The sequence below is a fragment of the Exiguobacterium sp. s133 genome, from assembly GCF_018618595.1.
Taxonomy (GTDB): domain Bacteria; phylum Bacillota; class Bacilli; order Exiguobacteriales; family Exiguobacteriaceae; genus Exiguobacterium_A; species Exiguobacterium_A oxidotolerans.
Map to the genome: position 1 here is coordinate 259,615 of NZ_JACSMK010000003.1, position 13,946 is coordinate 273,560.

Genomic DNA, 13,946 nt, shown 5'->3' on the forward strand with positions numbered 1-13,946 from the left:
GTCCGTTCATTCAAAAAACGTCGTCCGGATCAACTGGACGATTCTTTCGGCAGCCTCTTTTGAAAAACCGGCAATCGTGTAATGGTTCGTATTCGCAATCAGATGGAATCTCGCATCCGGCAAACTATCGGCAAACCGTTCATGAGCTGCATTGATCCGTTTCGTCAAATCTTTGTTCAGCCATTTTTCAGGCATCCCGCCCGCCCAATCGGAAGCTGACAATACAAGAACCGGCGGCGTCACGTGCGGGACGAGCTGCAAAATCTGCTGATTGTTGTGTGCGATGGTGTCCCACTCGTCAAGCGTGCCCCGCCAGTGATGCGTCCGGCTCAACTGTCGCCACAGCGGGACACGGTCCGCTTTCGGAAGGCTTTTGAACATCCGCGCCCCGAGATTGTCCGGAATCAACCAGGCGAGAGGACGGATATGACTGAGGACATACAAAAAACGGTTCCACTTTTCCTGCATCCGCTCATACCAGTCCGGCAGTTCAACATCAACTTCCGGATGTGACGGATCGAGCAAGACGATGCCAACCGTCTCGTCCGGACGACGGCGCCCGAGTTCGAGCGAGATATAGGCACCGAGCGAATGACCGATGAACAGAAACGGTCCGTCGATTGTGAGTACATCCAGGACGCGTCCGAGTTCAGCCGCCTGTTGACTAAAAAATCGTTTCGTTTTGCCGCGCGAGGACTTGCCATACCCGAGCCGTGAATATTCAAAGACGCGTCCGAGCTGCAATAACTCGCCGCGCAACCAGCCCCACTGGTGGTGGTTCGACATCATCCCGTGATCAAGGATGAATGTGACTTCGCCCGTTCCCGTCAAGCGGGTGTCAAACCGTCCGTCAACCGTCTCAACAATCCGTTCCACTTTAAGCCCCCCCTTATTCAAATAACGCCAGCTCGATATCGTACCCGAGCAGATTTAAGTAATCAAACAATTGTGACCGGTGATGATACAAGTGGACGGCTGCTTCCACCAACCAACCGGACGAACTGTCTCTGACGCCCCAGTAGGTCGGTTCCGTCGCAAAATCACCCGCCAGCCGGTCTTGATAATACTGCCATGACTGGTCCAAGCGGTCGACAAGCTGACCGGTCAGCACCGGGATCGCATAAAACTGCGCCATCTCCTCTGCCGTCGCGCCGGTCGCAATCCGCAAATCCGCTTCGAGCAACACGGCAAGATGGGCGGCGACTTCATATACGGACCGCTTCCCCGCAATCGGTCGCTTCTGCCAATCGTCCTGTCGAATCCGTTCCATCAATCGGCTTGTCGTCCGGACACCAACGGCGACGTGCCGTTGTAACGCCTGTTGCCACTCATCCACGGGACCACCACGTGAGCGCCCGGTGTTCCATTTCCTTGACGAACGCATCCTTACCGGCGATGTAGGCACTGATGTCGACCGGATGCTGCTTCGCCAGTTGTTCCTTGATGTCGCTGTAAGCTGTCGCTTCTTGCGGATGCTGCCGTAAGTAATCGCGAAAGACGACATGACGCCTGATTTCCGGACTGCCGTCCGCATAGAGATGGATGTGATGCGTCCGCGCATCGCCGCCCTTGCGGTAGTAACGCCGTCCCGGCATGCCGAACTCGCCCATGACTTCGTAACCGAGTGCTTCCATCGCCGTGTCGAACGACTCAATCTCACCCAGCGTATCGACGACCGGTAAGATGTCGATGATCGGTTTTGCCGACAGTCCCGCGACCGATGTACTGCCGATATGATGGATGCCACGCAACCGTTGCCCGAAAATCGCCCGCAGTTGTGCCGCTTCCGTTTCAAACATTTCTGCCCATACCTCTTGATACGGTGTAACGATGACTTGTCTCATACCAATCCTCTCCTTTGTTATTTAGTATGCCAGTTCTTTAAGCAAAACAAAACGACCTCAAGCGTGCGAGGTCGTTTTCGTTCGGTTATTTTTTCGTGATGAAGTAACGGGATTGATCGAGACGATCCGATGCCGTGTAGACATTCATCTTGTACGAACCTGTCGCAAGACCCGTCCGCATTTTCAGGACGTAGTTGCCGTGGTTGTCGGCGACATCCTGGGCAATCAATCGATAGCCGCTGCTCGTTTTTTCGAACAGACGGACGATTTGACGTTTTTCGACTTTGCCCGTCAACGTCTTTTTACCTGTCCATTTTTTGACCGGGTAGGTGTTTTTAATCGTGAATGATGCTTTTTTCGTGACTTTGTGCGAGATATCCGTCGATTTGACCGTGTATGTCCCTGTCGTCAAACCGTTTTTGACTGGAATCTTAAAGCCGCTCGCTGTCGTTTTTGCTTTGGCAATTTTTGTCGACCCTTTGTACAGCGTGACATCAAGTCCTGCTGTCGCTTTACCCGTCAAGACCGTCGAACCGTAGACGGCTGATTTTTTATCGATCGCCGGTGTCGCGACGAAGCCTGTTCCGACCGTGACGGTTGCTGATTTTTTCATGAATCCGAGTTCCGAGACGACCGTCAGTTTGTCACGGAGCTTGACCGGACGAACCGTTACCGCATACTTTCCTGTTTCGTCAGCAGTCGCCGTTCCGAGAACTGTTGATCCGAGTTTGACGGTAATCTTCGCTCCGGCAACAGCTGTTCCTGTGACGACTTTCGCTCCCGGTTTGACGGTTGCAACGTTAACATTAAAGTTTTTCATCGGCACGTTCATTTCGAACTTCAGGAACGTTCCCGTTTCACCGGCACGTGTCACGCCTGTATTCGTGATACCTTCGTAACGTTTCGTATATGCTGCTGCCGCTTCCGCTGAATCGAAGTTGACCGTCATCGGTTTACTGGCAACAAGCGACCAGTTCGCATCGGCCTTATAGTCGACCGGCTGCTTGGCTTGGATGAAGTCTGAGATGACGTTCCGTGTTTCGTACGCTGACTTGTAGACGATGTTTTTTCCGCCACCAAGACCCGGGAACGACGCACTGCCTGCACGGTAGTTGTTTGTCGCGACGAGGAATTCCTGCTCATCCGTGATTTCCTTGCCTTCGTACTTGATGTCTTGGACACGACTGGCATCCGCGTTGACGACGACGCCGTTGTAGTCATACTTCGCCGGTTTCGTAATGTCGATTTCATACGTCAATCCGTCGAGGATATCGAAGTTGTAGCTGCGGAAATCCTTGTTCAATAAATCGGTTTGTTCGCCTGATACTTCATTGAATTGACCGGCCGACATCTCGAGCCAGTTTTTGACGTCTTTGCCCGTCACCTTGACGACTTCAAGCGTGTTCGGATAGACATATAGATCAGCGACGTTTTTCAGTGCGATCGGGCCTTTTTTAATCAACGTGTAGTCTGCCGCATTGACTTGATTCCGTCCGCCTGTTTTGAAGGGTGCACCGGCAGATAAGAGTGGCAAATCTTTATATTTCGCGAGTTCCGCATTGTCTTTTAACTGTTTTTCGACGTACCATTTTTGAGCGTTCGTGACGAACTGGACGGAATCGTCATCCTGGACGAGTGCAAAGAAACTTTGGATATCGTCGTTGATCGTTCCGACTTCCTGACGGATATAGTCGAGTGTTCCTTGATGCGACTTCTCGATCAGTTTGACCGCACCGGCGTCCGCGACCGTCTCTTTCGTGACGTCAGCGAGCTTCGCAGATGACGTATCGATCGTCCACTTGCCGTCGACTTGTTTTAATTGCAGATCGATGACACCGACATTTTTCCCTTGCGTGTTCGCCATGACGACCGGTTTTCCGTTAATCAGCCCTTTTTCGGCATCGACGTTCGGTAACTTATTGAATGCCGAGTCAGCTGCCGGGAATTTTCCGTGCTGGTGACCGGTCATCAAGACATCGATGTCAGCCAGCTTCGATAACGCATACCCGACGTTCTCATCGCCGTCTTTTTGGTCGATCGTATCCCCGATTCCGGAGTGGGCCAACGCAACGACGACGTCTGCACCAGCGTCTTTTAGTTTTTTCGCCGTCGCTTTAGCGACCGGGATGATGGCTTCCGCCGTCACTTTACCGGTTAAGTTCCCCGCGTCCCACGCCATGATTTGTGGTGTGACGACACCGAAGACGCCGACTTTGATTGTTTTCGGTTGATTGTTTTGATCCATCACTTGCCGTTCAATGATTTGATAGTCTTTTCCGTCTTCATTGTATTCCGCGACGATTGGTTGTTTCGTCACGGCGTCGAGGACGTTTGAGTTGACGAACTTGATTGAACCGCTTGAAGCACTCATCGCTGACTTCAGGAAGTCGAGTCCGAAGTTGAACTCATGGTTACCGAGCGTGACGGCGTCGTAACCGAGGTATTCCATTAATTCATACATCGGGTGTTTGCCTTTGTTGCCTTGATCGTACTGATTTTTGACATAATCCCCGAACGGCGTGCCTTGGAGTGTGTCCCCGTTATCGAACAGGAAGCTGTTCGTTTCGCCGACGACGTTTTGTTGCTGTTTGATGACTGTCGCTGCTTTGACGAGACCGATCGACTCATCTTGCGCGTCTTTGAAGTAATCATAATTCATCGAGTTTGTATGTAAATCTGTTGTTTCTAGAAAACGTAGTTTGACGACACTGTCATCTGCTGCGAGTGTTTTGACTTGGATGACGGGTGCTAACATCGGTGCGATCAACGTGGTAGCGATAATAATTTTTGTAGCCTGTTTCATCTGGTTTCCCCCTAAGATATAAATGACTGCTCAATTAATTTAACACGCTTTGATTGTAGCTTATAGCCTCTTTGAATAGGTCGGACATCCGTCTTATTTAACCTTCTTAACTAATTCCACAAATTGGCTTTACATTAACCTTGAACCTTTACAAATTTACTTGTAAAAAAGAAAACCGCTCCCCGAACTTACGGGAAACAGTTTTCACCCTTCATCTATCACCATGATGCTGTCGTTTGATTGCGTAACCGATGAAACCGGCAATCAGTGCCAGTACCGTCGCATAGAGAATCGTCGTCACCGTCGCCGTCTCTTGACTGAACCGGATGAGAGCATCGTCCTGCCATAAGAGTGCAAACGATGTCCCCGTCAGCGAACAGATGAACCAGCTAATCAAACCGGTCGCAACAGCGAAAACGACGGGATCGTATATTTTCTTAAAGGCCCGGATGCTGACAAGGAGATAGACGACGAACGGGACAATCAGAAACAGCCAAAACGGGAACGGCTTGTCCTGTTCGACTTGATCAGCGGCCGCCGTTTGCCCGGCCGACCGAGCGTCCATCGCAAGGACGACATTTCGTGCCGTCCCGTAATCGACTGCGTCAAGCGTCAAACGCGTATTCGATAAATCGGGACGTTCTCCCCCGATGACAGTCAACAATTGATTCGTGACGCGCTCGGCGTCGATTCGGTTGACGACGTCCTCCATCGATTGTTTCAACCGCGTCACGTCGGTTTCCCCGTTCAAAAACGTCACCGGGACATTTAATCTTGCACCAAGGACATTTGCCTTGTAGGTCACTTGACTGCCGTGCATCAAATCATACCAGCCGTCACTGCCTGCGTTTAAACTCGAAACAGTCAACCAGGTCCGGGTCGAGGCGTCCCCCTCATATTTCGCTTCATCCGTCACCGTAAAGAACAGTTGTGCACTACTTGCGACCATCAGAATAATGATCGCAGCACGGGCGGCGGCTGACATACCGGACAGTTGTCGTGGATAAAACGCGAGATAAAACAGTCCTGTCAAAAAGAGTAAAATGAAGATTCCATTCCAGACGGTCGCTTGATCAATTGTCAGCACATCAATCCCGAGTCCTGTATTGAACGTAAATGCAAACAAGACGAAACTCGCCGCTAAAAAGCTGATTGTTCGAATCGTCCAGGTCACACGCGTTGCACCGATCCGTAAAACTAAGAATAAGATTAGGAATAGACCGATTCCGAAAATCGATAAGAAGGGACTCCCATATTCGGCGCGGAAGGACAGGGGTTCCAAGACTTGATTGAGATCGATTCCGAAAACCGATAAGATGTTCCCCGTATCATTTGCGCCAATCAGTTGATTCGTCAATCCCTCTTTGACGGCTTCCGGCAACGTGACAGCCATTCCGCTGATGAAAAACAGGAGGAACACGAGGGTCAATTCCAGTGTCGTCCACGAGACGTCCGCGTCCTGCATCAGTTCCACGAACGCCTGGTAATCGGCAGATTTCTCGATTTGTTGGACGAGAACGGTCATGACACCGAACAGGACGAGAAAACCAATACAAGCGAGTCCTATACCAAACAAGATATTGCGTAACATATGCGAGCGTTCCTTTCGCTGTTGCCTCCGCTCCATAAAAGCGCCTCCCCTTGACTAGATTGTTTGTATAGTTATTCCTGTTCCGGGTGATTTGAAAACGAATCTTCTGCATTAAATACAAAAAGTAGCTCGTCCATGACGAACGGGCTACTTCCCTGACTCCGACTCTGATTGGCAGGAACGCTTAGTTTACGAATTTTTTCACGTCCGACTCCCCCACCTGAGCTAAACCAAAATGTTCCCGAAGCGTAGTCCCTTGATAGGCTTCTCTAAACAACCCTCTTTTTTGCAGTTCAGGAACGATCAGGTCTACAAAATCCTCTAAGCTTGATGGGAGTGACGGCGGCATCAGATTAAATCCGTCTGCGATACCCATTTCAAACCACAGCTCCATCTGATCGACGATTTCTTCCGGTGTACCTATCAGTGTCAGGTGTCCCCCACCAGCTGCCAGATAACCTAACAGTTCTCTTAGTGTAGGCTTTGTATCATCGATGATTTCAAGAATCGTTTTATAGCGTCCGACCGGTCCTGAAAACGCATCGACAGGCGGTAAGGACGGCACCGCTTTGTCAAGATCCCAATCAGAACAGTCCTGTTGCAAAAAGAAACTCAGTTGCTTCAAGGCATTCGCGACCGGTAATTTTTCATCCAGTTCGGCTTTCTTCGCCAGCGCCTCTTCCCGTGTTCGACCGACGTATGTAACCAATCCTGGAAAGATTTTAATCTGCCGCTCCGGTGACTCACTTTCTTTGATTTGTTTCTGTAGACTTTCCCGGAATGCTTTCGCTTGCTTTACATTCCACGACACCGAATAGACGGCATCCGCGTGCTTCGATGCAAGTGCAATCCCTTGGGCAGATGCACCCGCCTGCATTGCCACCGGCTTCCCTTGAGGACTACGCGGTGTAGACGAAGGACCTTTTACGTTGAAGTAGGTCCCGCTATGATGGAATGGTTGAATCTTTTCAGGATCAATCAACCGGTTGTCCGTCCGGCTCGAAAGGAAATCAGCTCGATCCCAGGATAAAAATAATTTTTCCATTACAGATGCAAATTCATCCGCCTTTTGATACCGTTCGTCCCTTGCAGGGAGCCTATCCATACTATGGTTTAACGCTTCCCAGTCCGTCATCGACGTCACCAGGTTCCAGCCGACACGCCCGTTCGTCACGTGATCAAGGCTTAACAGTTGTCTCGCCGCTGTATACGGATTTGAAAACGTACTCGATATCGTTGAAACTAACCCGATATGATGGGTTACTTGAGAAATAGCGGTTAAATTGATTACAGGATCGAGCCAAAAGGCAGGTAGTTCAGTTGCGTTTGCAGCAGGAAAAGATTGATTGTCAGCAAAAAATACAGCATCCAGGCAACCCGCTTCCGCTAGTTGAGCCAATCGCTGATAATAACCGCTCTCCCCGATTTCTTCAATCGCAGAATCCGGCATTAACCATGCCGCTTGATGATGGCCACAGCCGTACAATAAAACACCGATGTTTAACTGCTTCGTTTTCGTCATCTTTAGGTCCCTGACTCCTTTCTCCTGAACGCTGACATCAGTTCATCGTCAATCCGCCATCTACGGTTAGATTTTGACCGGTAATGCCAGAGGCGGCTTCTGACGCTAAAAAGGCGACCAATTGCGCCACCTCTTCCGGCGTCGTCACTCTTTTTAACGGAGTTGATTGGGCAATTAAATCGAATACTTCAGCGGTCGTCACAGCACTGGCATCTGTCACTTTTAACAAGCCGCCGGAGACGACATTCACGTTTATGCCGTACTGTCCTAGCTCTGATGCAAGATTACGCGTAAAGCCGATCAACCCTGCTTTTGCCGTCGTATATTCGTGATAGGGAACTACCGGGTTTTGATACAGATTCGTGCCGATGCTGATGATGGTGCCGTTATTTCGTTCAATGAACTGCGGCAGGACACTTTGCACGACGTGGAACGCTGCTTTCAACGTGCCATCCAACTGTTTTTGATAATCTTCCCATTCCAAATCGATGAATGATTTTTGAGCGCGCGGATCGAACTTAAAATCGACTAATGCATTATTGATTACGACATCGATTTGTCCGTAATGAGCTGTCGCTGACTGCATCAATGTCTCGACGTCTTCTCGCTTCGTGACATCCGCATACAGGGCAATGGCATGTTCTGCACCGAGCTCATTTACGAGTTCCTCTGCCGCATCCTTGCTCTTATAATAATTAATCACAACTTTAAACCCATTGTTCACCAATACTCTTGCAATCGTCGCGCCAAGTCCCCGACTGCTTCCCGTCACTACTACCGTTCTGTTCACTGTCTTCCACTCCTTCATCGTCTTTTGCAACTTAAATAGCGAAGTCGTAAACAAAAAAAGCGCAACTCTCCAAAAGGAAAGTTGCGCACGTCTAAATAATCACATAACAAAAAACCGACAGACTGGTCTTCGCTGGTTTATTAGAGTCTACACTTCCCTACGCTAGTACGAACTAGTTCAGGTTCAAAGGGTTTGAGTATCTACTCATCTCAGTTTAGCAACACCCCTAGTGATTCTATTCAAGTTACCTTCACTTTAGCGGTCTTAGAAATATCTGTCAATAATGACAAGACAGTTTTATCGGTGTCTCTTCTGATTACGAACGAAAGCCTTGCCTCCGTCGACCGGAAGCAAGGCTCTTTTGAATTGCCATGATTTTTTTCTCTGTTATACGCCTTCGTACGCAAGCTCCATGATGTTCCGAAGTTCCGTCACGAGCGGCATTTTTGGATTCGCTGTCGTACATTGATCTTCGAATGCATCGACGGCCATCTTGTCGAGTTTTGCTTCAAAGTCGGCTTTTTTGATGCCTTGGGCTTTGAATGACATTTTGATGTTCAACTGTTGTCCGAGTTCTGTGATCGCTTGGATTAGTGACTCGACACCTTGTTCCGTCGTCGCTGCCGGTAGTCCGAGATAACGGGCGATTTCTGCGTACCGTTCATCAGCGATGAATGATTCATATTTCGGGAACGAAGCGAGTTTCGTCGGTTTCGCTGCATTGTAGCGGATGACGTGTGGCATCAGAATCGCATTCGTGCGACCGTGTGGCGTGTGGAACTCCCCACCGATTTTGTGCGCGATCGAATGGTTAATCCCGAGGAAGGCATTGGCAAACGCCATTCCGGCCATCGTTGACGCATTGTGAACTTTTTCGCGTGCTTCGGCATCGTCACCATTCGCATAAGCGCGTGGCAAGTAGTCGAAGATCATCTTGATCGCTTTTAGCGCCAGTCCGTCCGTATAGTCGTTCGCGAGGACGGAGACGAAGGCTTCTGTCGCATGTGTCAAGACGTCCATTCCGGTGTCCGCCGTGATTGATGCCGGGACCGTCATGACGAATTCCGGATCGATGATTGCGACGTCTGGTGTTAACGCATAGTCAGCAATTGGATACTTGACGTTTTTCTCTTTGTCCGTGATGACGGTAAACGGTGTGACTTCAGATCCTGTTCCGGACGTCGTCGGAATCGCGACGAACTTCGCTTTGTTACCGAGCGCCGGGAATTTATAGGCCCGTTTCCGGATATCGAGGAACTTTTGACGTAAGTTCGAGAACGTTTCGTTCGGTTGCTCGTAGAAGAGCCACATGCCTTTCGCTGCATCCATCGCTGATCCGCCACCGAGGGCGATGATCAAGTCCGGTTTGAAGTCGCGCATCGCTTGCGCTCCTGTCTGAACCGTTGCAACCGATGGATCCGGTTCGACTTGGTCGAAGATCCGGTAGCTGACGCCTGCCGGTAAGTTGCGGATGACTTTATCCGCGTAGCCGAACTCGACCATCGCTTGATCGGTGACGATCAACGCACGTGAGACATCTTGAATCGATTTCAAGTATTGGACTGAATTTTTTTCAAAGAAAATCTTTTCCGGTACTTTGAACCACTGCATGTTCACGCGTCGTCTCGCCACCTTCTTGACATTGAGTAGATGTTTCGCCGTTACGTTTTCAGAGACGGAGTTTTTCCCGTAAGAGCCGCAACCGAGTGTCAGTGATGGTGTCAATTCGTTATACAGATCACCAATCCCACCGTGTGCTGACGGGCTGTTGACGAGAATCCGGCAGGCTTTCATCCGCATTCCGAATGCCGTCATCAAGTCGTCATTCGTCGTGTGGATGACTGCCGTATGACCGAGGCCACCGATTTCAAGCATCCGTTCGGCGACATGGAACGCATCTTCCGTTGACTGGACGCTATACGCACCAAGGACAGGGCTTAGTTTTTCGTGTGAGAGTGGTTCTTCTGAGCCGACTTTTTCAAGTTCTGCGACGAGCATGACGGTGTTGCTCGGGACGTCGATGCCGGCTTTTGCTGCGATCCATGTTGCCGGTTTCCCGACGATGTCAGCATTGACGGCACATGTATCGGTTTTGATGACGAGCGCTTCGAGACGTTTTTTCTCATCTGCTGTACAGAAGTAGCAACCGAGTGCTTCCATCTCCGCCCGAACTTCCGCGTAGATTTCCTGATCGATGATGACTGCTTGCTCCGATGCACAAATCATTCCGTTATCAAACGTTTTGGAGAGGACAAGGTCACTGACGGCACGTTTGATTTTTGCTGTTTTTTCGATGTAACACGGGACGTTCCCCGGTCCGACACCGAGTGCCGGCTTACCTGTTGAATAGGCTGATTTGACCATGCCGGCTCCGCCGGTCGCAAGGACCATCGCGATATCCGTGTGGTTCATCAAGATTTTTGTTGCTTCGAGTGACGGTTGTTCGACCCACTGGATACAGTCACGCGGTGCGCCCGCTTTGACAGCCGCGTCACGTAACGTTTTCGCTGCTTCGAGTGAGCAGTTTTGCGCTGACGGGTGGAAGGCGAAGATGATCGGGTTACGCGTCTTGATCGCGATCAACGCTTTGAACATCGTCGTTGATGTCGGATTCGTCACAGGTGTGACGCCACAGACGACACCGACCGGTTCTGCGATATATGTTAGTCCGTTTTGAACATCTTCTTCTAAGACGCCGACCGTTTTTTCTTCACGGAGACTGTTATAGATATATTCCGTCGCAAACATATTTTTAATCATTTTATCTTCAAAGACACCACGTCCTGTTTCTTCAACGGCGAGTCGTGCCAGTTCAACGTGACGTTCGAGACCGGCAAGCGCCATGTCACGGACGATCGTATCGATTTTCTCTTGATCAAATGTCAATAATTCCTGTAATGCGGTTTGACCTTTTGCGACGATTTTATTGATCGTTTGTTCGACAGGTGATACGTCTTGTTTAATTTTTTCTTTGACAGCCATGTTAGGTTTCCTCCCTATTTTGGAACGAATCTGAGTCTGCATTTCCCTACTAAATGTTAGGAATGCCAAGCTGATATTCAATAGTTTGTGCTTTCCTTCACAAATCAATCATACCGCCTTTTTGATGATTTGTGCATGACCATCCTGTGAACTATTTCACATCATTGAAAACGTTCTCATTCTTGAAAAGTGTTGTCGGACAAGGCATCCTTTTTGAATTCCTTGCCTGTGACTTTTCTCACAGCACCTGTTTTCTTTGCTTGTCTGACGGACGAAACATCGTGTAATCTATTAAAAGATACATATTTATTTGTTTTGAAGGAGGAAGTTTCATGACAATCGTCAATCAAATGCTTGCGTTCAACGAACAATTCGTCGAAGAAAAACAATACGAACAATTCATCTCGGATAAATTCCCAGATAAAAAGGTCGTGATCTTAACATGTATGGATGCCCGCTTGACGGAACTCCTCCCGCACGCGCTCGGTCTGAAAAACGGCGATGCAAAAATCATTAAAAATGCCGGGGCCGTTCTGTCACACCCATTCGGTTCCGTCATGCGCTCGATCCTCGTCGCCTTATACGCACTCGGGGCGGAAGAAGTCATCGTCATCGGTCACCATGACTGCGGCATGAGTACGATCGACCCGGCAAACATGATTGCCGAGATGGAAGGACGCGGCATCAATCAACAAGTCCTAAAGACACTCGAAGCATCCGGCGTCGACTTGAAACAATGGTTACGCGGGTTCACGTCAGTCGAAGAAAACGTCAGTCATTCCGTCGGTCTGATTAAAAACCATCCATTATTACCACCGGGCACGAACGTCCACGGGCTCGTCATCGACCCGGGAACAGGGAAACTCGACCGCGTCGATTGCTAAACTTGTCCTTATATAGTAGAAAGAAGGTACGACCGACACCGGTCGTGCCTTTTTATGTTTTTTTCTTGACAGCAAAAAGAACGGTCTGTATGATACTTTAGTATAGTACAGTGATACCAAAAGAAAGCGTGGTTTTATAGTTATGTTCAATGCTGTTGTTTTAGCCGTTATCCTTTTATTTGTCTTAGCCATCTTCCGTGTCCACATCGTCCTCGCGATGGTCATCAGCGCTCTCGCCGGTGGTTTACTCGGCGGTCTTGGTTTAACGAAAACGATCGAAAGTTTCTCAGGCGGTCTTGGAGCCGGCGCAGAAATTGCCCTCAGTTATGCCTTGCTTGGTGCGTTCGCCGTCGCCCTGTCGAAAACAGGTTTGCCGGACGCCCTCGCACATAGCTTGATTGCTCGCTCAAAAGGAAGTGCCGATGCGACGTCGGTCAAGAAGTTAAAAGGGTTCATCATGTTCGCGATTTTATTACTCGCAATCAGTTCACAAAACGTCTTGCCGATTCACATCGCCTTCATTCCGATCATCATCCCGCCGTTACTCGGTCTGTTTAATGATTTGAAAATTGACCGGCGCCGGATGGCCATCATCATGACGTTTGGTCTCGTCACACCGTATATGTTTTTACCAATCGGTTTCGGTGATATCTATCTCAATCAGATTCTGTTACCGAACTTACAAGAAAACGGGATGGACACCGCTGGCGCATCAGTCATCAAAGCGATGGCGATTCCGGCGCTCGGGATGTTGTTCGGATTGTTACTCGGTTTATACAATTACCGGAAACCGCGTGAATATGAGATGCGGAACATCGCACCGGACGATTACGAGATTCCTGTCGTCACGAAATCCAAATTATTACTGAGTTCAATTGTCGTCATCGCGACGCTCGTCGTCCAATTGACGACGGAATCGATGATCATCGCCGCGACGACCGGCCTCCTGCTCTTCCTCGTGTTACGACTCGTCCGCTTCAGCGAAGCAGACGATGTCATCACACGCGGTATGCGGATGATGTCGTTCATCGGATTCGTCATGATTTCAGCGAATGGCTTCTCAAACGTTTTACGTGAGACAGGTGATATCGAACCACTCGTTGAAAACTCAAAATCGTTAATGGGCGATTCGCAGCTCGTCGCTGCCTTCGTCATGCTATTGATTGGATTACTTGTCACTGTCGGAATCGGTTCAAGTTTCTCGACGATTCCGGTCATCGCCGCCATCTTCGTGCCGCTTTGCATCCAGTACGGATTCAGTCTCGAGGCGACGATTGCCATCATCGGTACAGCCGGTGCACTCGGTGACGCCGGTAGTCCGGCAAGTGATTCGACACTCGGACCGACGAGCGGATTGAATGCTGACGGACAACACGATCACATGCGTGAAACGGTCATTCCGACATTTTTACACTACAACTTACCATTGCTGATTTTCGGTACGATTGCTGCCGTCATTCTTTAATGAAGAAATCATCTCGTTTTAACGACGGGGTGATTTTTTTCTTTCCATTTTGCGTGGACTTCTCT

At 49.5% G+C, this 13,946-nt stretch carries 10 protein-coding genes and 1 riboswitch; of the genes, 2 read left to right on the forward strand and 8 right to left on the reverse strand.

Translation table 11 applies throughout. The features are described from left to right. Nucleotides 1-6: 6 nt before the first annotated feature. From KNP96_RS06260 to adhE, 8 genes are all read right to left on the reverse strand, one after another. Complete coding sequence (locus tag KNP96_RS06260) at nt 7-876, reverse strand: alpha/beta fold hydrolase (protein ID WP_214769584.1); 870 nt, start codon at nt 874-876, stop codon at nt 7-9. Between the two features lie 13 nt (nt 877-889). After that, complete coding sequence (locus KNP96_RS06265; RefSeq protein ID WP_214769587.1) at nt 890-1,336, reverse strand: DinB family protein; 447 nt, start codon at nt 1,334-1,336, stop codon at nt 890-892. After that, nucleotides 1,329-1,844 carry a GrpB family protein gene (locus KNP96_RS06270; RefSeq protein WP_214769590.1) on the reverse strand — a complete coding sequence of 172 codons (516 nt, stop codon included), beginning with the start codon at nt 1,842-1,844 and terminating at the stop codon, nt 1,329-1,331. Before KNP96_RS06270 ends, KNP96_RS06265 begins: the two co-directional genes overlap by 8 nt. Nucleotides 1,845-1,929: 85 nt before the next feature. After that, nucleotides 1,930-4,647 (reverse strand): bifunctional 2',3'-cyclic-nucleotide 2'-phosphodiesterase/3'-nucleotidase, encoded by a 2,718-nt coding sequence (locus KNP96_RS06275; RefSeq protein ID WP_214769592.1) that lies wholly within the window; start codon nt 4,645-4,647, stop codon nt 1,930-1,932. A gap of 211 nt (nt 4,648-4,858) precedes the next feature. Then, nucleotides 4,859-6,274, reverse strand: a complete 1,416-nt coding sequence (locus tag KNP96_RS06280; protein ID WP_214769594.1) for a hypothetical protein — start codon at nt 6,272-6,274, stop codon at nt 4,859-4,861. Between the two features lie 148 nt (nt 6,275-6,422). Further along, nucleotides 6,423-7,760 (reverse strand): LLM class flavin-dependent oxidoreductase, encoded by a 1,338-nt coding sequence (locus tag KNP96_RS06285; RefSeq protein ID WP_214769596.1) that lies wholly within the window; start codon nt 7,758-7,760, stop codon nt 6,423-6,425. Nucleotides 7,761-7,797: 37 nt separating this feature from the next. After that, nucleotides 7,798-8,550 carry a 3-oxoacyl-ACP reductase gene (locus KNP96_RS06290; RefSeq protein ID WP_214769598.1) on the reverse strand — a complete coding sequence of 251 codons (753 nt, stop codon included), beginning with the start codon at nt 8,548-8,550 and terminating at the stop codon, nt 7,798-7,800. Between the two features lie 137 nt (nt 8,551-8,687). After that, nucleotides 8,688-8,788: riboswitch (TPP riboswitch) on the reverse strand. Nucleotides 8,789-8,937: 149 nt separating this feature from the next. Further along, complete coding sequence (gene adhE / locus KNP96_RS06295; RefSeq protein WP_214769600.1) at nt 8,938-11,532, reverse strand: bifunctional acetaldehyde-CoA/alcohol dehydrogenase; 2,595 nt, start codon at nt 11,530-11,532, stop codon at nt 8,938-8,940. Nucleotides 11,533-11,864: 332 nt separating this feature from the next. On the opposite strand from adhE, the gene KNP96_RS06300 reads away from it, so the two are divergent. Next, complete coding sequence (locus tag KNP96_RS06300; protein WP_088836864.1) at nt 11,865-12,416, forward strand: beta-class carbonic anhydrase; 552 nt, start codon at nt 11,865-11,867, stop codon at nt 12,414-12,416. A gap of 142 nt (nt 12,417-12,558) precedes the next feature. Further along, the gene (locus KNP96_RS06305) at nt 12,559-13,881 is read left to right on the forward strand and encodes a Na+/H+ antiporter family protein (protein WP_088836863.1); all 1,323 of its coding nucleotides are present in this window, start codon (nt 12,559-12,561) and stop codon (nt 13,879-13,881) included. The last annotated feature ends 65 nt before the right edge of the window (nt 13,882-13,946 follow it).